This is a genomic window from Duncaniella muricolitica (assembly GCF_910574735.1).
Lineage (GTDB): Bacteria > Bacteroidota > Bacteroidia > Bacteroidales > Muribaculaceae > Duncaniella > Duncaniella muricolitica.
The window spans coordinates 1-23,487 of the sequence record NZ_CAJTCF010000038.1 but is presented as its reverse complement, the minus strand read 5'-3'; the positions used below and the strand labels follow the sequence as shown (position 1 = coordinate 23,487).

19 protein-coding genes and 5 tRNA genes are annotated in these 23,487 nt (G+C 53.9%); 15 read left to right on the top strand and 9 right to left on the bottom strand.

The window, feature by feature from the left end:
• Window position 1: 1 nt before the first annotated feature.
• The 8 genes from QGT73_RS09670 to cysK form a co-directional block, all read right to left on the bottom strand.
• Window positions 2-988, bottom strand: a complete 987-nt coding sequence (locus tag QGT73_RS09670; protein ID WP_280122310.1) for a calcium/sodium antiporter — start codon at window positions 986-988, stop codon at window positions 2-4.
• Window positions 989-1,010: 22 nt separating this feature from the next.
• Entirely contained in the window at window positions 1,011-1,577 is a 567-nt protein-coding gene (locus QGT73_RS09665) for a uracil-DNA glycosylase family protein (RefSeq protein ID WP_123617755.1), read from the bottom strand.
• A gap of 121 nt (window positions 1,578-1,698) precedes the next feature.
• A complete protein-coding gene (gene efp, locus QGT73_RS09660) occupies window positions 1,699-2,265 on the bottom strand; it encodes an elongation factor P (RefSeq protein WP_123617756.1) in 567 nt (188 codons plus the stop codon).
• Between the two features lie 125 nt (window positions 2,266-2,390).
• A complete protein-coding gene (locus QGT73_RS09655) occupies window positions 2,391-2,966 on the bottom strand; it encodes an FKBP-type peptidyl-prolyl cis-trans isomerase (protein WP_280122309.1) in 576 nt (191 codons plus the stop codon).
• 36 nt (window positions 2,967-3,002) lie between these two features.
• Complete coding sequence (locus tag QGT73_RS09650) at window positions 3,003-3,785, bottom strand: zinc ribbon domain-containing protein (protein WP_280122308.1); 783 nt, start codon at window positions 3,783-3,785, stop codon at window positions 3,003-3,005.
• Between the two features lie 65 nt (window positions 3,786-3,850).
• Window positions 3,851-4,645 (bottom strand): Nif3-like dinuclear metal center hexameric protein, encoded by a 795-nt coding sequence (locus tag QGT73_RS09645; RefSeq protein ID WP_280122307.1) that lies wholly within the window; start codon window positions 4,643-4,645, stop codon window positions 3,851-3,853.
• Between the two features lie 113 nt (window positions 4,646-4,758).
• Entirely contained in the window at window positions 4,759-6,510 is a 1,752-nt protein-coding gene (gene aspS / locus QGT73_RS09640) for an aspartate--tRNA ligase (protein ID WP_280122306.1), read from the bottom strand.
• Window positions 6,511-6,631: 121 nt separating this feature from the next.
• Entirely contained in the window at window positions 6,632-7,567 is a 936-nt protein-coding gene (cysK, locus tag QGT73_RS09635; protein ID WP_280122305.1) for a cysteine synthase A, read from the bottom strand.
• Window positions 7,568-7,845: 278 nt separating this feature from the next.
• Here cysK and QGT73_RS09630 point away from each other — a divergent pair, with 278 nt between their 5' ends.
• The 15 genes from QGT73_RS09630 (at window position 7,846) to rpoC (ending at window position 22,091) form a co-directional block, all read left to right on the top strand.
• Complete coding sequence (locus tag QGT73_RS09630) at window positions 7,846-8,319, top strand: Lrp/AsnC family transcriptional regulator (protein ID WP_280122304.1); 474 nt, start codon at window positions 7,846-7,848, stop codon at window positions 8,317-8,319.
• Window positions 8,320-8,553: 234 nt separating this feature from the next.
• Window positions 8,554-8,627 (top strand) — tRNA-Thr (locus tag QGT73_RS09625).
• A 15-nt stretch (window positions 8,628-8,642) separates the two neighbouring features.
• Window positions 8,643-8,725, top strand: a tRNA-Tyr gene (locus QGT73_RS09620).
• Between the two features lie 10 nt (window positions 8,726-8,735).
• Window positions 8,736-8,811 (top strand) — tRNA-Gly (locus tag QGT73_RS09615).
• A 24-nt stretch (window positions 8,812-8,835) separates the two neighbouring features.
• Window positions 8,836-8,907, top strand: a tRNA-Thr gene (locus tag QGT73_RS09610).
• 95 nt (window positions 8,908-9,002) lie between these two features.
• On the top strand, window positions 9,003-10,187 hold the full coding sequence (tuf, locus tag QGT73_RS09605) for an elongation factor Tu (protein ID WP_123617763.1): 1,185 nt from the start codon (window positions 9,003-9,005) through the stop codon (window positions 10,185-10,187).
• A 99-nt stretch (window positions 10,188-10,286) separates the two neighbouring features.
• Window positions 10,287-10,359, top strand: a tRNA-Trp gene (locus tag QGT73_RS09600).
• Window positions 10,360-10,375: 16 nt separating this feature from the next.
• The gene (gene secE / locus QGT73_RS09595; protein WP_280122303.1) at window positions 10,376-10,576 is read left to right on the top strand and encodes a preprotein translocase subunit SecE; all 201 of its coding nucleotides are present in this window, start codon (window positions 10,376-10,378) and stop codon (window positions 10,574-10,576) included.
• A gap of 23 nt (window positions 10,577-10,599) precedes the next feature.
• On the top strand, window positions 10,600-11,151 hold the full coding sequence (gene nusG, locus QGT73_RS09590) for a transcription termination/antitermination protein NusG (RefSeq protein ID WP_123617765.1): 552 nt from the start codon (window positions 10,600-10,602) through the stop codon (window positions 11,149-11,151).
• Between the two features lie 233 nt (window positions 11,152-11,384).
• Complete coding sequence (rplK, locus tag QGT73_RS09585; RefSeq protein ID WP_123617766.1) at window positions 11,385-11,828, top strand: 50S ribosomal protein L11; 444 nt, start codon at window positions 11,385-11,387, stop codon at window positions 11,826-11,828.
• Window positions 11,829-11,840: 12 nt separating this feature from the next.
• Entirely contained in the window at window positions 11,841-12,536 is a 696-nt protein-coding gene (gene rplA / locus QGT73_RS09580; protein WP_123617767.1) for a 50S ribosomal protein L1, read from the top strand.
• Between the two features lie 24 nt (window positions 12,537-12,560).
• On the top strand, window positions 12,561-13,091 hold the full coding sequence (rplJ, locus tag QGT73_RS09575; RefSeq protein ID WP_123617768.1) for a 50S ribosomal protein L10: 531 nt from the start codon (window positions 12,561-12,563) through the stop codon (window positions 13,089-13,091).
• Between the two features lie 60 nt (window positions 13,092-13,151).
• Window positions 13,152-13,529 carry a 50S ribosomal protein L7/L12 gene (gene rplL, locus QGT73_RS09570; RefSeq protein WP_280122302.1) on the top strand — a complete coding sequence of 126 codons (378 nt, stop codon included), beginning with the start codon at window positions 13,152-13,154 and terminating at the stop codon, window positions 13,527-13,529.
• Window positions 13,530-13,876: 347 nt separating this feature from the next.
• A complete protein-coding gene (rpoB, locus tag QGT73_RS09565; protein WP_123617770.1) occupies window positions 13,877-17,692 on the top strand; it encodes a DNA-directed RNA polymerase subunit beta in 3,816 nt (1,271 codons plus the stop codon).
• A gap of 73 nt (window positions 17,693-17,765) precedes the next feature.
• Window positions 17,766-22,091, top strand: a complete 4,326-nt coding sequence (gene rpoC, locus QGT73_RS09560) for a DNA-directed RNA polymerase subunit beta' (protein WP_280122301.1) — start codon at window positions 17,766-17,768, stop codon at window positions 22,089-22,091.
• A gap of 106 nt (window positions 22,092-22,197) precedes the next feature.
• Here rpoC and QGT73_RS09555 read toward each other — a convergent pair whose 3' ends face one another.
• Window positions 22,198-23,322 carry an N-6 DNA methylase gene (locus QGT73_RS09555; protein ID WP_280122319.1) on the bottom strand — a complete coding sequence of 375 codons (1,125 nt, stop codon included), beginning with the start codon at window positions 23,320-23,322 and terminating at the stop codon, window positions 22,198-22,200.
• Window positions 23,323-23,487: the final 165 nt, after the last annotated feature.

Here is a 23,487-nt window from a genome sequence, read left to right as displayed (position 1 = left end):
CTTAGTCGGGAAGATTAAGGTAGAGATATGTGATGTAGGCGATGTAACATAGTATAAGCACGGCTCCTTCGGCGCGGGTGATGGTGCGCTCGCGGTAAAACCATCCGAACAGCCAGAAGAGAAGGCTTGCCACTGCAAGCACCGCGAGGTCAAGGACTCCTATGGAGCCGAAGGGGAGCGGCATGACGGTGGCGGTGCAGCCAAGAACGAGAAATATATTGAAGATGTTGGAGCCGATGACGTTGCCGAGACACATGTCGGAATGGCCTTTGGTGGCGGCGACGAGCGAGGTGGCGAGCTCGGGGAGAGAAGTGCCTGCGGCAAGGATGGTGAGTCCGATCAGTCCTTCGCTCCAGCCGAGGCTGCGCGCTATGGCCGACGCGCTGTCGACAAACCAGTTGCCGCCCAGTATGAGACAGCCGAGACCGCCGACGGTGATGAGGATGGCGCGCCACAGTGGACCGGATTTTTTTGTCTCAGTCTCGGTCTTGTCGGCGGTGGCGGGGAGCGGTTGGAGCGACTTCTTAGCCGAGGCGATGGTGTAGCGCATGAAGATGGCAAAGAATACGAGCAACAGTAATCCGTCGACGCGTGTCACGGTCATCGCGCCTCCGTCAAGCCATGGCGCGCAGCCCATGATGAGGAGCACGATTGACGACAGCATGACGAGCGGTATCTCGTTGACGAGTATGCCGCGTGTGACTATTATCGGGCTTATGACGGCTGTCAGGCCAATGATTACGAGTATGTTGAATATGTTTGAGCCCACGATGTTGCCTATGGCCATTTCGGGCGAGGCATTGACGGCTCCGGTTATGGATACCACGAGTTCGGGTGCGCTGGTCATCATGGCCACGATGGTCAGGCCGATAAGGAAGTCTGACATTCCAAACCGTTTGGCGATGGCGACCGAGCCGTCGGTCATGAAATTGGCCCCGGCAAGTATGAGGCATAGTCCGAGTATGAGCAGCAGTATTGATAGTAACATAGAGCGAGTAAATGGTTATGTATTATATTATCGCGACCGAGCGCAGCAGTGTGGCATAGTAGTCTGCTTTTTGCTCGAGGGGCAGGGGGTAGGCGCGCGAAGTGGAGGGCATGCGCCAGATGTCGAGGCCGTTGACGGTGTCATGGACGCTTTTGCCCATGGCCGGCGGCGTGGTGGAAGTGAGGTCGGCTATGACTCCGGCAGCTTTCTCGCCGGTGGTGGCTATGGTGTGGCATGAGGGTATCTCGCCGAGGAGTTCAAAGAGGGGTACGGGGGTGACTATTTCGAGATATTTGTCGGAGGCGTTGTCCTTGAGCCGTCTTACTTCGCGGCCGGTGTCATGGAGAGCTATGCCGCAACGGTCGAGGGTCTCGCGTATGAGCGTAAGTCGAAATGTGCGTGTGGATGTGTCGTAGAGGTGATCTTTGTCACCGTAGATAAGGAGTCCGATGATGCGCCAGAAATCGTTGGTGCGGTTGGGGTAATAAAATTCCATGGCCCAGCGGTGGGGCTGGGGCGGAAATGTGCCCATGATGAGGACTTTGGCCGACGGGGGCAGGTAGGGCGGAAAGGGATGTGTCTCGAGCATTGTTCGTTGTATAATATCGAGGGCCGTTGTTTTTTGTTAAACAAAATCGCGGGCGTCAGGGTTGAGCCCTGCGTCCGCGATTGTAAATTGTGTAGGTCGGGTGTCAGTGACCGAAGAGGTGTTACTCTTTCACGCGCTCTTTGTATGAGCCGTCGCGTGTGTCGATGACTACCTTGTCGCCGATGTTGCAGAAGAGGGGTACACGCACTTCGGCACCTGTCTCTACAGTCGCGGGCTTGAGTGTGTTGGTGGCGGTGTCGCCCTTGATGCCGGGCTCGGTGTAGGTGATTTCGAGCACTACCGAGGTGGGCATTTCACAGGTGAGGATGGTCTCGCTTTCGGCGTGTACCATGGCCTCGCAGATGTCGCCGTCCTTGAGGAACTGTACGCCTTCGATGCTTTCGCCGGGGATGATTACCTCTTCCCATGTCTCGGTGTGGAGGAAGTGATAGCCCATGTCGTCCTTGTAGCTGTACTGGTAGGGACGACGCTCGATGCGCACTTCATTGACTTTAACGCCCGAGTTCCAGGTCTTGTCGAGAACGCGGCCGGTCTGTACATTTTTGAGTTTTGTGCGTACGAAAGCGGGGCCTTTGCCGGGCTTTACGTGGAGAAATTCTACGATGAAGAAGTACTGGCCGTCGATGTCGAGGCACATACCGTTTTTGAAGTCTGCAGTTGTTGCCATATGTCTTTTTGTTCGGGACTTGCCCGAAGGTTATGGGGTTATTTAAGGTTGGATATACTGATAGTTTGGTCAGGCTTTGTGAGGCCCGGAGTGTGTCTGCCGGAATGGCTGTCGGGTAGTGATTGTCAGTTGCAGCCTCCGCAGCAGCCTCCATCACCGCAGGAGCTGTCGTCACCGCATCCGCCTCCACATCCGCCGCAACCGCCTCCGCAGCGTGAGGGGTGGAGCTCTTCAGGTGTGGCGTCACGCACGGTGATGATTTTGCCGTCGGCAAAGTGGAGGGCCTGTCCTACGAGTGGATGGTTGAAGTCCATGGTGACAGCCTTGTCGTTGACTTCGAGCACGGTGCCTGTTATTTGGTAGCCGTCGGCTGTGAACATGGGCACTTTGGCTCCTTTCTTGACGCGTGAGTCGAGCTTGCCGTTGTCGTCGAGGAAGAGGTTGCGGTCAAGGGTGGCCACGTCGTCGGGGTTATAGGGGATGGCGTCGGCGGGCTCGATTTTGACGTCAAACGAGGCTCCCTGCTCGAGTCCGTCAATAGCGGCTGCGAGTGCGGCTATGAGTCCCGGGGTCACGCCATAGATGAATCGTTCGGGCTCGGAGGCCTCGACGGTATGTACCATGGTCTCGGGCTGTCCGGGCAGCGAGGCATAGAGGTTGTAGGCTATTTCTACGTATTTGCCGGGTTGTATCTTGTCCATGAGGTGGATAGGGTGCGTGGTGATGGGGTGGGGAAATTAACCGTTGGTGTGCTCGGATGTCACGCCGGCCAGATCGGGGTCGATCATGATGCGTCCGCAGTATTCACACACGATGATTTTCTTGTGCATCTTGATTTCCATCTGCTTCTGTGGCGGGATGCGGTTGAAGCAGCCGCCGCAGGCGTTGCGCTGGATGTAGACGACGCCGAGGCCATTGCGGGCGTTCTTACGGATGCGCTTGAAGGCGGCGAGGGTGCGTGGGTCGTCGATGCGGGCTTCGAGGTCTTTGGCATTGGCGCGGAGCACTTCCTCGTCTTTCTTGGTCTCGGAGATGATTTCTTCGAGCTGCTGACGCTTGTCGGCAAGGATGTGGTTGCGGTCAACGAGGCTCTCCTCGGCTGCGGCGATGTCGGCTGTCTTGGCGTCGATCTCGCGGCCATACTGGCCTATGCGCTTTTCAGAGAGTTGTATCTCGAGGGTCTGATACTCGATTTCTTTTGACAGGAGGTCAAACTCGCGGTTGTTGCGCACGTTGTCGAGCTGAGTCTTGTAGGTTGCTATCTGCTCCTGTGCCACCTGGATTTTGTTCTGTTCCTGGGCGGTCATGGAGCGCAGCTCCTCGATCTCGTGGTTGTACTTGTCGATGCGTGTGTGCAGACCGGCTATTACGTCCTCGAGGTCGCGCACTTCCTCGGGGAGTTCGCCGCGGATGGTGCGGATGCGGTCGATTTCAGAGAGGATTGTCTGAAGCTCGTAGAGGGAGCGGAGGCGGTGTTCTACCGAGTTAGCCTGGTCGATTTTTGATTGCTCTTTGGCCATATGTTGATGTAGTTATTTGATTGCCGGGTTTAATGCATCATGGCTTCAGCCCGAGGCGGGTGAAGTCATATATAGGCCACGGGATTTTGCTCACAAGTGGCCATATGGACTGCAAAGTTAGGAAATTTTTGGGAAATAATGCGTGAAAAAATTGATTTAGTGCATATTTCACTCTCAAAATGCCCGGTGTCGATGATGATTATCTTTTGACCATGGTCGAGAAAGTCGTGATAACGCACGTCGGAGGTGATGTATGCGTCGGCCCGTAGGGTTATGGCGGTGGTGATAAATTCGCCTCCCGAACCGCTGCAGAGGGCCACGGTGTGGATGTCGCCGGTCTCGCGGGGGCCTTGCGTGACGCGCACGGTCGGTGCGTCATATGCTCTTTTGACGGTCTCGATGAATGCGGCGCGGGTGATGCCGCCGGAGATGGTGCCGATGACGCCCAGTCCGGCGTCGGGGCTGACGGATGAGGGTGAGAGCGGGCGCATGTCGGTGAGCCCGAGGCGTGAGCCGAGCTCGTGGCTTACTCCGCCCTGGGTGCTGTCGAGCGCGGTGTGGCTCGAATAGATGGCTATGCCTGAGCGTATGGCCGAGATGACGGCCTGCTCGGCGTTGCCGGCTCCGGTGATGGAGCGAAGTCCGCGAAATATAAGGGGATGATGCGAGATGATGAGATTGCACCCTTTGGCGCGGGCTTCGTCAACAACGGCGGGGGTGATGTCGAGACACGTCATGACTCCTGTGCATAGGTCGGTTGTCCCGGAGGGTGTTACCTGCCAGCCGGTGTTGTCCCAGGATTCCTGAAGGGTGGGGGAGGCGTAGGCTTCGATGACGCTTATGATGTCGGCATGTGTCATTTTTTGCGGTGAGATGGTTGGGGGAGTGTATGAAAAAAGAGTTTAAAGGTTATGTCAGGTCATGTGTAACCTAAATCATAAACTTTAAACTCTAATCTTTATGATGCTTTCAATTATTTAAGATCGAGCTTGATTTGGAGCTCGTCGAGCTGTGTGTCGTCGATGGCCGAGGGTGCGTCGATCATCATGTCGCGTCCCGAGTTGTTTTTGGGGAAGGCGATGACGTCGCGGATTGAGTCGAGTCCGGCGAGTATCGACACGAAGCGGTCGAAGCCGAAGGCGAGTCCGCCGTGAGGGGGTGCACCGTATTTGAAGGCGTTCATGAGGAAGCCAAACTTGTATTGTGCGTCCTCCTCGCTCAAGCCGAGCAGGCGGAACATCTTGTCCTGCAGTTCGGCCTCATGGATACGTATGGAGCCGCCGCCGAGCTCGTTGCCGTTGACCACCATGTCATAGGCAGTGGCACGCACCGCGCCTGTGTCGGAGTCGAGCAGGTGGATGTCGTCGGGGTTGGGGGCGGTGAAGGGGTGATGCATGGCGTAGTAACGCTGTGTCTCTTCGTCCCACTCGAAGAGGGGGAAGTCGACCACCCAGAGGCAGGAGAAGTTCTGCGGGTCACGCAGACCGAGGCGCGAGCCCATCTCGAGACGCAGTTCGCAGAGCTGCTTGCGGGTCTTCATTGTAGGACCGGCAAGTATGAGCATGAGGTCGCCCTTCTGTGCGCCGGCTCGGTCGGTCCAGGCGCGGAGCTCCTCTTCGGTGTAGAATTTTGATACCGACGATTTGATCGAGCCGTCTTCTTCGACCTTGACCCACATCATGCCTTTGGCACCTACCTGGGGGCGTTTCACGAAGTCGGTGAGCTGGTCGAGCTGCTTGCGGGTGTAGCCGGCACATCCGGGGGCCACGATGGCTCCTACATATTCTGCATCGTCAAGCACGGCGAAGCCTTTGCCGCCGGTGAGGTCTTTGAGCTCGACAAACTCCATGCCGAAACGGGTGTCGGGCTTGTCGGAGCCGTAGAGACGCATGGCGTCGGCCCATGTCATGCGGGGGAAGGGCGCGGTGAAGTCGATGTCTTTTACATATTTGAATATATGTTTTACAAGGCCCTCAAACATGCCGAGCACATCCTCCTGATTGACAAACGACATCTCGCAGTCAATCTGTGTGAACTCGGGCTGGCGGTCGGCGCGAAGGTCCTCGTCGCGGAAACATTTCACTATCTGGAAGTAGCGGTCAAATCCGCTTACCATCAGCAACTGTTTGAATGTCTGAGGCGACTGGGGCAGTGCGTAGAACTGTCCGGGGTTCATGCGCGAGGGCACTACGAAGTCGCGTGCGCCCTCGGGGGTCGACTTGATGAGCACGGGGGTCTCCACTTCGAGGAAGCCCTTTGAGTCGAGATAGCGGCGTATCTCGAACGCCATGCGATGGCGCAGCTCGAGATTGGAGCGTACGCATGAGCGGCGCAGGTCGAGGTAGCGATACTTCATGCGCAGGTCGTCACCGCCGTCGGTGTCGTCCTCGATGGTGAAGGGAGGTACCTCGCTGCGGTTGAGCACCTTCAGTTCTTTGGCTATGATCTCGATGTCGCCCGTGGGGATGTGGGCGTTCTTGCTGGTGCGCTCGGCAACGGTGCCGGTCACCTGTATCACCCACTCGCGGCCGAGTTTGTTGGCGGCCTCGCAGAGCGAAGCGTCAGCGTCGCTCTCAAACACTACCTGTGTGATGCCGTAGCGGTCGCGGATGTCGACAAAGGTCATTCCGCCCATTTTGCGTGCTCTCTGCACCCAACCGGCCAGCGTTACTTCGCGGCCGGCGTCGCTAATGCGGAGTTCACCGCATGTATTTGTCCTGTACATAGATTTTTCGGTTATAATGTGCAAAATTATAAAGAATTGGCGAAACCTTAAGAAGATTTCGCCAAAAAAAATCCATGAGGATGCAGATATGCGGGTTATTTGATGAGAGAAGTTGAGGCTTTTATTCCGGCCGGTCGAAGATTGGGGTCGAGAGGTAGCGGTCGCCGGTGTCGGGGAGGATGGCTACGATGATGCGCCCTTCATATTCGGGCTGTCGGGCAAGGCGCATGGCGGCTCCGAGGGCTGCTCCCGACGATATGCCGGCGAGGAGACCTTCGTAACGGGCGAGCAGGCGTGAGCATGCGGCGGCTTCGTTGCTCTCCACGCAGATGATGCCGTCGACTACTGCGGGATCGTAGTTGGCGGGGATGAATCCGGCTCCGATGCCCTGGATGCTGTGCGGGCCGGGATTTCCGCCTGAGAGCACCGGCGATTCGGCCGGCTCGACAGCAAAGGCTTTGATGGCCGGATTGCGCCATTTAAGTCCTCGGGCTGTGCCGATGAGAGTGCCGGCTGTGCCTACGCCTGCGACGATGGCGTCGACCTGGCCGTCGGTGTCGTCCCATATCTCACGGGCTGTGGTCGAGCGGTGTATGGCGGGATTGGCAGGGTTGTCAAACTGTGACGGGATAAATGAGCCGGGTGTCTCTCGGTGGAGGCGTTGGGCTTCGCGTATGGCTCCGCTCATGCCTTCGGCCGCAGGGGTGAGGATGAGCGTGGCACCAAGCGCGGCAAGGAGCTTACGCCGCTCTATGCTCATGCTCTCGGGCATGGTGAGTATCAGGCGGTAGCCTTTTACTGCGGCTATCCATGCGAGGCCGATGCCGGTGTTGCCGCTTGTCGGCTCGATGATGGTTGCTCCCGGCGAGAGGAGGCGTGCCTGCTCGGCGGTCTCTATCATTGCAAGGGCGGCGCGGTCTTTGATGCTTCCGCCCGGGTTGAAGGCTTCGATTTTTACAAGTACGCGTCCTTTGAGGGCTTCGGCGCGCTCTATGTTGCACACTTCGAGCAGAGGAGTGTGTCCGATAAGTTCGGTGAGTGAGTAAGCGATTTTCATATAGTCTTGAGGTTTGTGTCAGGCAGATGTTGAAAAATAAACGCGTTGTAAGGTCGGATGGTTGTGCCGTATGGGTTGCCGGGGCCGGCTTTAGTGTGAATCCTTTGCTGTATTGATGCGTGAGGCTGATTATTTTCTTGGGCAAATTTAATATTAAGGAAAATGTTTCTGTAAATGTTTGTGAAAATATAGAAATATTCCCTATATTTGCAAAACGCATTCCGGAAAAGTTCCAAAATGCTGTCATCTGATAATACACACGTAGAAAAAAGGTAGATATGGCTTCTAATCCCGAACGTCTTGATGAAACTGATGTAAAGATATTGCGCCTGTTGCAGCAGGACGCCCGTTTGACACTCAAAGAGATTGGTGCGCGAGTCAATCTCTCGTCCACACCGGTCTATGAGCGTTTCAAACGGCTCGAGCGCGAGGGTTATATTTTGAAATATGTAGCGGTGCTTGATGTGGAGAAGCTCAATATGGGATTTACGGTGTATTGCAGTGTGAAGCTCAAGCAGCAGAATCTTGAGGTGGCCGACACCTTTGCGCGTGCCATGCTCGGACTGCGTGAGGTCACGGAATGCTACAATATATCAGGACAGTTTGATTATCTTCTCAAGATTCAGGCGTCGAGTATGAAGACCTACAGAGAGTTTGTGCTCAATGTGCTCGGCACGATGCCTGAGGTGTATTCTTTCGAGTCGACTTTTGTGATGGACGAGCTCAAGCACGATTACGGCATATCTATCTGACGTGACCGGGGCTGTAGGGTGTTGTTGTCAAGGTGGGTGACTATGATGTGTATATTCGTGCCCTTTATATATAATAATGTGGTAATGTTGCAGAATGGGCACAATATGTTAATAGAAACAAAAAAGATGCGAAAAAGTTGCTGAAATATTTGCATGGTAAAAATATTCATTGTAATTTTGCATCGCAATTGAGCAAAACACCTATGCTCAACAGCAAGAGAACATAAACTTGTTGCCTCTTTAGCTCAGTTGGCCAGAGCACGTGATTTGTAATCTCGGGGTCGTTGGTTCGAATCCGACAAGAGGCTCAACGAAACTTATTAGGGCGAATACCAGAGTGGCCAAATGGGGCAGACTGTAAATCTGCTGGTTTATACCTTCGGTGGTTCGAATCCATCTTCGCCCACACTCCAATTGCGGAAGTAGCTCAGTTGATAGAGCATCAGCCTTCCAAGCTGAGGGTCGCGAGTTTGAGCCTCGTCTTCCGCTCCACTTTTTTTTAAGCGAAAACACAATGCCAATGTAGCTCAGGGGTAGAGCACTTCCTTGGTAAGGAAGAGGTCGCGGGTTCAAATCCCGCCATCGGCTCTATTTTCACACAGTAGACGGCCTCGATAGTGCTTTTACGCTATCGTGGCGTCTTGTCAAAAAGCAATCATTAATCAAGCAATAATAGCAAAGTTATGGCAAAAGAAAAATTCGAAAGAACGAAGCCGCATGTTAACATCGGTACCATCGGCCACGTTGACCATGGCAAGACTACTCTTACCGCAGCCATCACCACAGTGCTCGCTAAGAAAGGCCTCTCAGAGGTTAAGTCGTTTGACCAGATCGACAACGCTCCCGAGGAAAAAGAGCGTGGTATTACTATCAACACCGCTCACGTAGAGTATGAGACCGCTAACCGTCACTATGCTCACGTAGACTGCCCGGGACACGCTGACTATGTTAAGAACATGGTAACAGGTGCCGCTCAGATGGACGGTGCTATCATCGTAGTAGCCGCTACCGACGGTCCCATGCCCCAGACTCGCGAGCACATCCTTCTCGCCCGTCAGGTGAACGTTCCCCGTCTTGTCGTATTCCTCAACAAGTGCGACATGGTCGACGACGAAGAGATGTTCGACCTCGTAGAGATGGAGATGCGTGATCTTCTTTCGACTTACGAATACGATGGCGACGAGACTCCCATCATCCGTGGCTCTGCCCTCGGTGCTCTCAACGGTGAGCCCCAGTGGGAAGAGAAGGTTATGGAGCTCATGGAGGCTGTTGACAACTGGATTCCCCTGCCTCCCCGCGACATCGACAAACCCTTCCTTATGCCTGTTGAGGACGTGTTCTCAATCACCGGTCGTGGTACAGTTGCTACCGGTCGTATCGAGACTGGTATCGTAAAGGTAGGCGACGAAGTTCAGATCATGGGTCTTGGCGCAGACATGAAGTCGGTTGTAACCGGTGTTGAGATGTTCCGCAAGCTTCTTGATCAGGGCGAAGCCGGTGACAATGTAGGTCTCCTTCTCCGCGGTATCGACAAGAAAGACATCAAGCGCGGTATGGTAATCTGCCATCCGGGTGTTGTTAAGCCCCACAGCAAGTTCAAAGCTTCTGTTTATATCCTCAAGAAAGAGGAAGGTGGCCGTCACACTCCGTTCCACAACAAGTATCGTCCCCAGTTCTACATCCGTACACTTGACGTAACCGGTGAGATCACTCTCCCCGAAGGTGTAGAGATGGTAATGCCCGGTGACCACGTTGAGATCAACGTAGAGCTCATCAACCCGGTAGCTTGCGACGCAGGTCTTCGCTTCGCTATCCGTGAGGGTGGCCGCACCGTAGGTTCGGGTCAGATCACCGAGATTCTTGAGTAATACCACTCATAGGGTTAGCAATTAACCCCAACCCATAATAAACCGGCCTCGTAGCGAGGCGTGCCATAATTGACTTCACGCGTGGCCGGTTTCTTTCATACGGGACTAGCTCAGTTGGTAGAGCACCGGTCTCCAAAACCGGGTGTCGGGAGTTCGAGTCTCTCGTCCCGTGCTAAAAATAGACGCAAATGAGTAAACTTAAACTGCTTACGGATATCGAGGAGTCATATACCGAGTTACGGTATAAGACTTCTTGGCCTACTAAGACCCAACTGGTCAAAAGCGCGGTAATCGTGCTTATCGCTTCCATTATCATAGCTGCGATTATCTTCGTGATGGACCAGGTGGTGGACACTATCATGCACTTTATCTACTCACTCGGACGTTAACCCCTATCAGGTAAATCACGGCAATGGCTGAAGAATTAAAGAAGGCTTGGTATGTGCTTCGCGCCATCTCAGGCAAGGAAGCTAAGGTGAAAGAGGTGCTTGACGGAGCAATCCGCAACACCGGCCTCGGCGACTACGTCTTTCAGGTGCTGATACCTACCGAGAAGGTTATGTCGGTGAAGAATGGCAAGAAGGTCATAAAGGAGAAGAATCTCTACTCCGGTTATGTCTTCGTCGAGTGCATTCTTACAGGCGAGGTACTCTATGAGCTGCGCAATACAACAAACGTTATTGACTTCCTGCGCGGACGTGGCAAGGATGCTGCGCCCGAGTCGCTGCGCGAATCGGAAGTGCGCCGTATGCTCGGCGCGGCCGACGAGCTGCTTGACTCAGCATCGGATGGCAATGACTATATCGTAGGCGAGGCTGTCAAGGTAACCTCAGGCCCCTTCACCGGTTTTGACGGAATCATTGAGGAAGTCAACCGCGAGAAGAAGAAACTGAAAGTGATGGTCAAGATTTTCGGGCGTAAAACTCCGCTCGAACTCGAGAACTCGCAAGTAGTGCGTGAATAACAATCGCGCGGTGTCCGGGCGCACGCTCGGTGCACAGGCTTACATCCCCTTCCGGGTCGTCCCCTCCAACGAGGCGGCATGGGAGAGGTTAAGTTTGTGATGAGTGCCGGAGACCACGGGAGATGTCACGACTGATGGGCAGGACACAGTGTATTGGTTACGAAATCACAGCGTCGGCTCCGTTCACGACGGCATCGTTTTAACCGAATCATTAACAAAAATTTAGATTTATCATGGCTAAAGAAATTGCTGGACAGATCAAATTGCAAATCAAGGGAGGCGCAGCAAACCCCTCTCCTCCAGTTGGTCCGGCCCTCGGTTCGAAGGGTATCAACATCATGGAGTTTTGCAAGCAATTCAACGCCCGCACCCAGGACAAGGCCGGTAAGGTACTTCCCGTAGTAATCACTTATTACACTGACAAGAGCTTTGACTTCGTTGTCAAGACCCCGCCGGTAGCAATCCAGCTCCTCGAGGCTTCCAAGATCAAGAGCGGTTCGGCCCAGCCTAACCGTAACAAGGTAGCCGAGATCACCTGGGACCAGGTAAAGGCTATTGCTGAGGACAAAATGCCCGATTTGAACTGTTTCAACGTTGCGTCGGCAATGCGTATGGTTGCCGGAACAGCCCGCAGCATGGGTATCACCGTGAAAGGAACTTTCCCCGAAAACATTTAATCTTCGATTGACATGAGTAAACTGACCAAAAATCAAAAAATCGCGCAGGAGAAGGTTGATGCAAACAAGGCTTACACTCTCTCGGAGGCTGTGGAGCTTGTAAAGGAAATTACCTTCACCAAGTTTGATGCTTCGCTCGACGTGGATGTACGTCTCGGCGTAGACCCCCGTAAGGCTAACCAGATGGTACGTGGCGTGGTAACACTCCCCAACGGTACCGGCAAGCAGGTGCGCGTGCTCGTGCTCTGCAACTCTGACGCAGAGGCAGCCGCCAAGGCCGCCGGAGCCGACTATGTTGGCCTCGATGAGTATATTGAGAAAATCAAGGGCGGATGGACCGACATTGATGTCATCATCACCCAGCCCGCTATCATGGGTAAGATCGGTGCCCTCGGCCGTGTACTCGGTCCGCGTGGCCTCATGCCTAACCCCAAGAGCGGCACTGTGACCGTCGACGTAGCCAAGGCTGTCGAGGAGGTCAAGAAGGGTAAGATCGACTTCAAGGTTGACAAGAACGGTATCGTTCACTCTTCGGTAGGCAAGGTGTCGTTTGAGCCCAAGGCTGCCAAGGAGAACGTCCGCGAGTTTATCAACACTCTCATCAAACTCAAGCCCGCTACCGCTAAAGGTACCTACATCAAGAGCATTTATCTTTCGAGCACCATGAGTCCGGGCATCAAAATCGACCCCAAGTCGATTGATGAATAATCCATCTAAAGCTGACTGAACAAAATGAAAAAGGAAGATAAAATCATAGCTATCCAGAACATAGCCAAGACTATCCAGGAGTATGGCTGCTTCTACCTCGTCGAGACCGCCGGTCTTGACGCTGAGAAGACCACATCTCTGCGTCGTGCCTGCAACAAGGCCGACATCAAGCTCATGGTGGTTAAGAACACCCTTCTCCACAAGGCTCTCGAGAGCCTCGAAGGTGACTATACCGAGCTCTACGGTGTGCTCCACGGCTCCACATCTCTCATGCTGAGCAACACTGGCAACGCTCCCGCCAAGCTCATCAAGGAGATTCTCAAGGCCGACAAAGAGGCTAAGCTGCCCGCATTCAAGGCTGCTTATGTCGAGGAGACCATCTATGTCGGTGCCGACCAGCTCGACACTCTCGTGGCTATCAAGAGCAAGAACGAGCTTATCGCCGACGTTATCGCTCTTCTCCAGTCACCCGCCAAGAACGTTATCTCCGGCCTTCAGTCCGGCGGCAACAAGCTTCACGGCATCCTCGAGACCCTCTCGAAGAAGGAGGCTTAATCTCGATAATTCAACCATTCTTTCAACCCCAATCAAAAACAACAAAACATCTATACAATCATGGCAGATCTCAAAGCTTTTGCAGAACAACTCGTTAATCTCACCGTTAAGGAAGTCAACGAACTCGCTCAGATCCTCAAGGAAGAGTACGGTATCGAACCCGCAGCTGCAGCCGTTGCAGTAGCAGCCGGCCCCGCCGCAGGTGGTGCTGCCGCTGAGGAAGAGAAGTCTTCTTTCGACGTAGTGCTCAAGTCAGCCGGCGCAAGCAAGCTCGCCGTTGTTAAGCTCGTTAAGGAGCTCACAGGTCTCGGCCTCAAGGAGGCTAAGGAGATGGTAGACGGTGCTCCCTCTGTACTCAAGGAAGGCATGGCTAAGGCCGACGCTGAGGGTCTCAAGAAGCAGCTCGAAGAGGCCGGTGCTGAGGTTGAGCTCAAATAAGCTTACTACCGACTTATAACTGCCGTGACGGCACAGTAGGGGACTCTTCCCCCCATGCCACTATCACGACATAAGCAAATTTTAGGTTAAGATACTCCCCCGGGAGTCTCTTAACCTGTTTGCGTTAAGAGCCCCGTGTTATTTATAAAAAATCATAAATAATTATATTTATTAATAAAAGTTAAGCCTTTTGACGCCTGTTTTGCCCTGTTTTAAGGGTGTTTAGCTTGAAAATATGTGTGTTAGGCTCTTTTACTGGTGTTAAATATAGTTAATCAAGGCTCTTTCATGAGTGTGTGTCAATCAGCATCACTCTCTCAACTCTAATAACGATTAATCAACATTAGATGTCAGACATCAAAGCCATCAAACCGCGCGTTAACTTTGCGACGGTAAAAAATCCACTCCCTTACCCCGATTTTCTCGAGGTGCAGCTGAAGTCCTTCCAGGATTTCCTTCAGCTCGACACACCTCCCGAGAAGCGTAACAACGAGGGTCTTTACAAGGTTTTTGCCGAGAACTTCCCCATAGCCGACACGCGCAACAACTTTGTACTCGAATTTCTCGACTACTACATCGATCCGCCCCGCTACACTATCGACGAATGTCTGGAGCGCGGACTCACCTACAGTGTGCCCCTCAAGGCCAAGCTCAAGCTCTATTGCACTGACCCCGACCATGAGGATTTCGCCACTGTGATACAGGACGTGTATCTCGGAGCGATTCCCTACATGACCGACAAGGGCACCTTTGTCATCAACGGTGCCGAGCGTGTGGTCGTGTCGCAGCTTCACCGTTCGCCCGGTGTGTTCTTCGGACAGAGCACCCATGCCAACGGCACCAAGCTCTACAGCGCGCGTATCATCCCCTTCCGCGGAAGCTGGATCGAGTTTGCCACTGACATCAACAATGTGATGTATGCTTACATCGACCGTAAGAAGAAACTTCCTGTCACCACTCTTCTCCGTGCCATCGGCCTGGAGAGCGACAAGGATATTATCGAAATCTTCGGTCTGGCCGAGGAGGTAAGGGTCAACAAGACCAACCTCAAGAAAGCTCTCGGCCGCAAGCTTGCCGCCCGTGTGCTCAAGACATGGGCCGAGGACTTCGTCGACGAGGATACCGGTGAGGTAGCCTCTATCGAGCGCAACGAGGTCATACTCGACCGCGAGAGCATCATCGAGGAGGAAGACATCGAAAATATTCTCAACTCGGGCGTGCAGACTATCCTTCTCCACAAGGAGGATGTCAACACCACCGACTACAAAATCATATTCAACACCCTTCAGAAGGACGCCACTAACTCAGAGAAGGAGGCCATCCAGTACATCTACCGACAGCTTCGCAACGCCGAGCCGCCGGATGATGCGAGTGCACGTGAGGTTATCTTTAACCTCTTCTTCTCCGAGAAGCGTTATGACCTCGGCGAAGTGGGCCGCTATCGTATCAACAAGAAGCTCGGCCTCACCACTTCGATGGATGTCAAGGTGCTCACCAAGGAGGACATCATCGCCATCATCAAGTATCTTATCGAGCTTATCAACTCCAAGACTGATGTCGACGATATCGACCACCTGAGCAACCGTCGCGTGCGCACTGTGGGCGAGCAGCTCTACAACCAGTTCGGTGTAGGCCTCGCTCGTATGTCACGCACCATCCGCGAGCGCATGAACGTCCGCGACAATGAGGTGTTCACCCCCATCGATCTTATCAACGCCAAGACTATCTCGAGCGTTATCAACTCGTTCTTCGGCACCAACGCGCTGTCGCAGTTCATGGACCAGACCAATCCTCTGGCCGAAATCACCCACAAGCGTCGTATGTCGGCCCTCGGCCCCGGCGGTCTGTCGCGCGAGCGTGCAGGCTTCGAGGTGCGAGACGTACACTACACCCACTACGGTCGTCTTTGTCCTATCGAGACCCCTGAAGGTCCTAACATCGGTCTTATATCATCACTCTGCGTGTATGCCAAGATCAACGATCTCGGCTTTATCGAGACTCCCTACCGTGAGGTCAAGGACGGAAAGGTCAACCTCAATAACGACGAGGTGGTATATCTCACCGCTGAAATCGAGGAGGGCAAAATCATCGCCCAGGGCAACGCGCCCGTCAAGGACGACGGCGAGTTTATAAACGACCGCGTGAAGGCCCGTCTGGACGCCGACTTCCCCATCGTCGCTCCCGACCAGGTGGAGCTCATGGATGTATCGCCCACCCAGATCGCCTCGATAGCCGCATCGCTCATCCCCTTCCTCGAGCACGACGACGCCAACCGCGCGCTCATGGGATCAAACATGATGCGCCAGGCCGTACCTCTCATGCGTAGCGAAAGCCCGATTGTCGGCACCGGCATCGAGGGTCAGCTCATCCGCGACTCCCGCACACAGATTATGGCCGAGGGTGCCGGCGTCATCGAGTTTGTCGACGCCACTGTAATACGTATCCGTTATGACCGCACCGAGGAGGAAGAGTTTGTATCCTTCGAGGACAGCGTCAAGGAATACCGTCTGCCCAAGTTCCGCAAGACCAACCAGAGCACTACTATCGACCTTCGTCCCATCTGCAACAAGGGTCAGCGCGTGGTCAAGGGCGACATCCTCACCGAAGGCTACTCCACCGAGAAGGGCGAGCTCGCGCTCGGCCGCAACCTCAAGGTAGCGTTCATGCCCTGGAAGGGTTACAACTATGAGGACGCCATTGTGCTCAACGAGCGCGTGGTGCGTGAGGACATTCTCACCTCAGTGCACGTCGACGATTTCACTCTCGAAGTGCGCGAGACCAAGCGCGGTATGGAGGAGCTCACATCCGACATCCCCAATGTCAGCGAGGATGCCACCAAGGACCTGGACGAGCGCGGAATCGTGCGCATAGGTGCCCACATCATCCCCGGTGACATCATGATCGGTAAGATCACCCCCAAGGGTGAGAGCGATCCCACTCCCGAGGAGAAGCTGCTCCGCGCCATCTTCGGCGATAAGGCCGGCGATGTCAAGGATGCATCACTCAAGGCATCTCCCTCGCTCAAGGGCGTCGTAATCGGCACACACCTCTATCAGAAGGCTGAGAAGAAGAAGACCAAGAAGGCTTCGAGCGCAGTGCTCCCCAAACTCGACGAGGAGTATGAAGAGCGTCAGAACGAACTGAAAGACCTTCTCGTCAAGAAGCTCATGACTCTTACCGAAGGCAAGACTTCGCAGGGTGTCAAGGACTTCCTCGGCACCGAGGTAATACCCAAGGGCTCAAAGTTTGCCTCCGGCACACTCAAGGAGATTGACTATGACACAATCAACCTGTCGAAGTGGACTGCTGACGCACACAAGAACGACCTCATCCGCGCCACCATCGTAAACTTCCTGCGCAAGAGCAAGGAAATCGAAGCCGCTCACCGTCGTAAGAAGTATGACATCTCGATAGGCGACGACCTACCCTCGGGCATCATGAAGCTCGCCAAGGTCTACGTAGCCAAGAAGCGTAAGATCAGTGTGGGTGACAAGATGGCCGGCCGTCACGGTAACAAGGGTATCGTGTCGCGCATCGTGCGCCAGGAGGATATGCCCTTCCTCGCCGACGGTACGCCTGTCGACATCGTGCTCAACCCTCTGGGTGTGCCTTCGCGTATGAACCTCGGTCAGATCTTCGAGACCGTTCTCGGCTGGGCCGGCCGCGAGCTTGATGTCAAGTTTGCAACCCCCATCTTTGACGGAGCCACTCTCGAAAACCTCAACGAATGGACCGACAAGGCCGGTCTGCCCCGCTACGGCAAGACCTATCTCTTCGATGGTGGCACAGGCGAGCAGTTTGACCAGCCTGCCACCGTGGGTGTGATCTACATGCTTAAGCTCGGCCACATGGTCGAGGACAAGATGCACGCACGCTCCATCGGTCCGTACTCGCTCATCACCCAGCAGCCCCTCGGCGGTAAAGCACAGTTCGGTGGTCAGCGTTTCGGAGAGATGGAGGTCTGGGCACTCGAAGCCTTCGGCGCATCACACATCCTTCAGGAGATTATCACTGTTAAGAGTGACGACGTCACCGGCCGCTCCAAGACCTACGAAGCCATCGTCAAGGGTGAGGCAATGCCGCCCGCCGGCATCCCCGAGTCGCTCAACGTGCTTCTGCACGAGCTTCGCGGTCTGGGTCTGAGCATCAACCTCGAGCCGTAATAGACTGTCAGCATCTCTCCTCGACTCTCCTCACCACCACTTTTTTATAACTGCATATCTCCATAACATATATATGGCTTTTAGAAAAGACAACAAACAGAAAACCGGATTCTCCAAAATCTCCATCGGACTTGCATCGCCCGAGGAGATTCTCGAGAAGTCGAGCGGCGAAGTGTTGAAACCCGAGACCATCAACTACCGCACCTACAAGCCCGAGCGCGACGGCCTTTTCTGCGAGAGCATCTTCGGTCCCGTCAAGGACTACGAGTGCCATTGCGGCAAATACAAGCGCATCCGCTACAAGGGCATCACGTGCGACCGCTGTAAGGTCGAGGTCACCGAGAAAAAGGTGCGCCGCGAGCGTATGGGTCACATCAAGCTCGTTGTGCCCGTAGCTCATATCTGGTACTTCCGCTCTCTCCCCAACAAGATTGGTTACCTTCTCGGACTCCCCTCCAAGAAGCTCGACGCCGTGGTCTACTACGAGCGTTATGTCGTGATCAATCCCGGAGCCGCCGCAGAGCTCGATCCCGAGAAGCCCGTGGCTAAGCTCGACCTTCTCACCGAGGAGGAATACTTTGACATCGTTGACCGTCTGCCCCGCGAAAACCAGATGCTCGAGGACGGTCATCCCGAGAAATTCGTCGCCAAGATGGGTGCCGAGGCTCTCTACGACCTGCTCAGAGACATCAACCTCGACGACCTCTCATATGCTCTGCGTGACCAGGCCAACGCCGAAGGCTCGCAGCAGCGCAAGACCGAGGCCCTCAAGCGTCTCCAGGTAGTGGAGTCGTTCCGTGCCTCGCGCGAGCGCAACAAGCCCGAGTGGATGATACTCCAGGCTGTGCCTGTGATTCCCCCCGAGCTGCGTCCTCTCGTGCCCCTGGACGGCGGCCGTTTCGCCACCTCCGACCTCAACGACCTCTACCGTCGTGTCATCATACGTAACAACCGTCTGAAACGACTCATTGAAATCAAGGCTCCCGAGGTGATTCTCCGCAATGAGAAGCGTATGCTTCAGGAGGCTGTTGACTCGCTGCTCGACAACTCGCGCAAATCGTCGGCTGTCAAGACCGAGGCCAACCGTCCCCTCAAGTCGCTCTCCGACTCGCTCAAGGGTAAGCAGGGCCGTTTCCGTCAGAATCTTCTCGGTAAGCGTGTCGACTACTCAGCCCGTTCGGTTATCGTCGTAGGCCCCGAGCTGAAGATGCACGAGTGCGGTATTCCCAAAAACATGGCGGCCGAGCTTTACAAGCCCTTCGTAATCCGCAAGCTCATCGAGCGCGGCATCGTGAAGACCGTGAAGAGTGCCAAGAAGATTGTCGACCGCAAGGAGCCTGTCGTATGGGACATCCTTGAGTATGTGATGAAGGGTCACCCCGTGCTGCTCAACCGAGCCCCGACACTTCACCGTCTCGGCATCCAGGCCTTCCAGCCCAAGATGATCGAAGGCAAGGCCATCCAGCTCCACCCGCTCGCATGTACGGCATTCAACGCCGACTTCGACGGTGACCAGATGGCTGTGCATCTCCCCCTCGGCAACGAGGCCATCCTGGAGGCCCAGTTGCTCATGCTCGGTTCGCACAACATTCTCAACCCCGCCAACGGTGCGCCTATCACCGTGCCTTCACAGGACATGGTGCTTGGTCTCTACTACATCACCAAGTTGCGTCCCGGCGACAAGGGCGAGGGTCTGAAATTCTATGGCCCCGAAGAGGCTGAGATTGCTTACAACGAAGGCCGCGTGACACTCCACGCTCCCGTCTCGGTAGTTGTCGACGACATCGACGAGCAGGGCAATCCCTGCAAGCGTCTGATCGAGAAGACATCGGTAGGCCGTGTGCTTGTCAACCAGTATGTACCCAACGAGATCGGTTATGTCAACGAGATTCTCTCAAAGAAGTCGCTGCGTACCATCATCTCCAAGGTAATCAAATATTGCGGTATTCCCCGCTCGGCCAAGTTCCTTGACGACATCAAGAACCTCGGTTACTACATGGCCTTCAAGGGCGGTCTGTCGTTCAACCTCGGCGACGTGCTCATTCCCGCAGAGAAAGAGCAGTATGTGCGCGAGGGTTACGAGCAGGTCAACGAAGTGCTCAACAACTACTCGATGGGCTTCATCACCAACAACGAGCGTTACAACCAGATCATCGACATCTGGACACACGTCAACTCTCGTCTGGCCGATACGCTCATGAAGCAGATTTCCGAGGACAAGCAGGGCTTCAACCCTGTATATATGATGCTCGACTCGGGTGCCCGTGGTTCTAAGGACCAGATCCGTCAGCTCTCAGGTATGCGTGGTCTTATGGCCAAGCCTCAGAAGAGCGGTGCAGAGGGCGGCCAGATCATCGAGAACCCGATTCTTGCAAACTTCAAGGAGGGTCTTTCGGTGCTCGAGTACTTCATCTCCACCCACGGTGCCCGTAAGGGTCTTGCGGATACCGCTCTTAAGACCGCCGACGCCGGTTATCTTACCCGTCGTCTCGTCGATGTGGCCCACGACGTCATCATCAACGAGGTCGATTGCGGCACACTCCGCGGTCTGGTATGTACAGAAATCAAGAACAACGACGAGGTTGTCGCATCGCTCGGCGAGCGTATCCTCGGCCGTGTGTCAGTCCACGACATCGTTGACCCCACCAACGGCGAAGTTATCGTCGAGGCCGGCGAAGAAATCAACGACGCCGCAGCCGACCGCATCAACGCTTCACCCATCGAGTCGGTCGAGATACGTTCAGTGCTCACCTGCGAGTCCAAGAAGGGTGTCTGCGCCAAGTGTTACGGCCGCAACCTCGCCACACACCGCATGGTGCAGATGGGCGAGGCTGTCGGAGTCATCGCAGCCCAGTCAATCGGTGAGCCCGGTACACAGCTTACCCTCCGTACTTTCCACGTCGGTGGTGTGGCTTCAAACATCGCGGCTGTCAACTCAATCACATCGCGCTACGAAGGTATCCTCGAAATCGACGAGCTCCGCACTGTACGCACCGACGAGGTTGATGCCAAGGGTCGCAACGTCGAGGTAGTGATAGGTCGTCTTGCCGAAATGCGCATCATCGACCCCAAGACCAAGATGATGCTTACCAACGCCAACATCCCCTATGGTGCCAAGCTCTACTTCGACAACGAAGCCAAGGTCGGCAAGGGCGATGTGATATGCGAATGGGACCCCTTCAACGCCGTTATCGTCAGCGAAGTCGGTGGTAAGGTACGCTACTCCAACCTCGAGGAAAATGTCACTTATCGTGTCGATGCCGACGAACAGACCGGTATCCGCGAGAAGATTATCATCGAGTCGAAGGAGCGTGGCAAGGTGCCTGAAGCCAACATCGTCGATGCCTCGGGCGAGATTGTCAAGACTTACGCACTCCCCGTGGGCGCACACCTCATGGTCGACGAAAATCAGGATGTGAAGCCCGGCGAAATCTTCGTCAAGATACCTCGCGCTACAGGTGGTGCAGGTGACATTACCGGTGGTCTGCCCCGTGTGACCGAGCTCTTCGAGGCCCGCAACCCGTCCAATCCCGCCATCGTGTCGGAAATCGACGGTGAGGTACGCTTCGGCAAGGTTAAGCGCGGCAACCGCGAAATCTCCGTCACCTCCAAGCTTGGCGAGACCAAGAAGTATCTCGTGCCCCTGTCCAAGCAGATACTCGTGCAGGAGAACGACTACGTGCGTGCCGGCACACCCCTCTCCGACGGTGCCATCACTCCGGCCGACATCCTCAACATCATGGGTCCGACCGCGGTGCAGGAATACATCGTCAACGAGGTACAGGACGTGTATCGCATGCAGGGTGTGAAGATCAACGACAAGCACTTCGAGGTAATCGTACGCCAGATGATGCGCAAGGTCAACATCCTCGACCCGGGCGACACCGGATTCCTCGAGCAGCAGATTGTCGACAAGCGCGACTTCATGGATGAGAACGACCGCATCTGGGGCAAGAAGGTTGTCACCGACGCCGGCGACAGCGAGAATGTCAAGAAGGGTCAGATCATCACAGCCCGCAAGCTGCGTGACGAGAACTCGACACTCAAGCGTCGTGACCTCCGTCCCATCGTCGTGCGCGATGCACAGCCCGCTACATCCGAGCAGATACTCCAGGGTATCACCCGTGCAGCTCTCCAGACATCGTCGTTCATGTCGGCCGCATCATTCCAGGAGACTACCAAGGTGCTCAACGAGGCAGCCATCAACGGCAAGACCGACTATCTCCAGGGCATGAAGGAGAATGTAATCTGCGGTCATCTCATCCCCGCCGGTACCGGCCTCCGCTCTTACGAGCGCATCGTCGTGTCGGGCAAGGACGAGTATACCGACTCATTCCCCGCAGCCGAAGCCATGGAGCGTTCCATCGAGACCCGTGACGTCGAGACTGTAATGCCGTAAATCCCTTGAATTTAGTCAAGACAATATATCGACTAATTACATAAAAATAGCCCCATCTTGATTTGTAATTTGAAATCAAGATGGGGCTATTTTTATGATTTGAAAACTATACGATTGATAGTTGTGTTAGTGATTGTTTGAATTGGGTGATACGTTCTTTAAGATTAAATGGTTTATCAAGATATTGAGGAGGAGAAACAATCTCGAGACGTTTCAATCGTGATTTTATTGCCATACGTGCATATGGGAAACGCCAGCTTTGACTATTAATTTGTGCGATAAACCAAAAGATCTCTCTGATTGACATCTTATATTTTGGTACAAGAACTCTTACTGCTGATCCACCATTGCCACGAGCAATAAAGTCCCAAGGTTGATAGTATGCAGTCCCAAATGCAGAAACAGATATGCATCCTGTGCATTTTTCGTCTTCGATTGGTGATACAAGTCTGACAATACCATTCATATTATCTCCACTTGATACGTATGGACATATGCCATCTGAATAATTCTTCTCGCCAACGGATTTCCCTTGTTTGATGTCAAAGAAAAAAGAAAGTGGTTCTCTTCGGTTGAGAGGTATTCGTTTTGAACCTAATTCATGTTTTTTGATTGATGTAGAGGTGATACTCTCAGTAATTTCCGGGAAATTGGAAATCGTAACAAATAGAGATTTAAGTGTCTTTTCGTCTAATGTTTTTATTTGTTCATTAGTCAATTGTTGGCTTGGGAGCCATTGTTGAGGACTATATTCTTCTCCGCCCATAAGTTTTGATGCGGATATTGTTGTACAATTTGCAGATGAGACATGTTCTCCATGTGAAAATTTACGATACATTTCTCTTATTGTGTCGATTTCACTGCCTGGACAAAAAACACGTTTACCTTTCAGCTTTTCAAAACCGTCATTCCATATTTTTGCGATAAACACATTTTTATTAGGATTTTGAGGCTCGTGTGCTTTAGCAATCATAATGGATGTTGGTGCCGCTGTGGGGTAAAAAAGATCATCCGGTAGACTAATCATGGCCAAAAGAGTGTGCTTATGCAAAAAATTATTTCGCCATATCGAATTGTCATCGTCGGCAAAAACTCCTGTATAAACTACACCAATGAATGTGCCTCCTTGTATTAGTGCATCCATAGAGGCATCGATGAAGTCCCGTTCTGGTTCTCCTTCTTGATGGAATGGCGGGTTTAGAAAGGCCTTGTTGAATTTACCTTTTACGATTTCTTTAGATGATGCTATAAGGGAAGATGTATTTTCAATATGGCTTTTCCCGGGTCAAGCCGAAATGGCGGTGCATGGATTTTGAGAAAAGTGTTAAATTTGCGGTATGAAAACCGCAGATGCAATATGGATGTGCCTGCCCGAGGGCATGGACGAACTATTTGA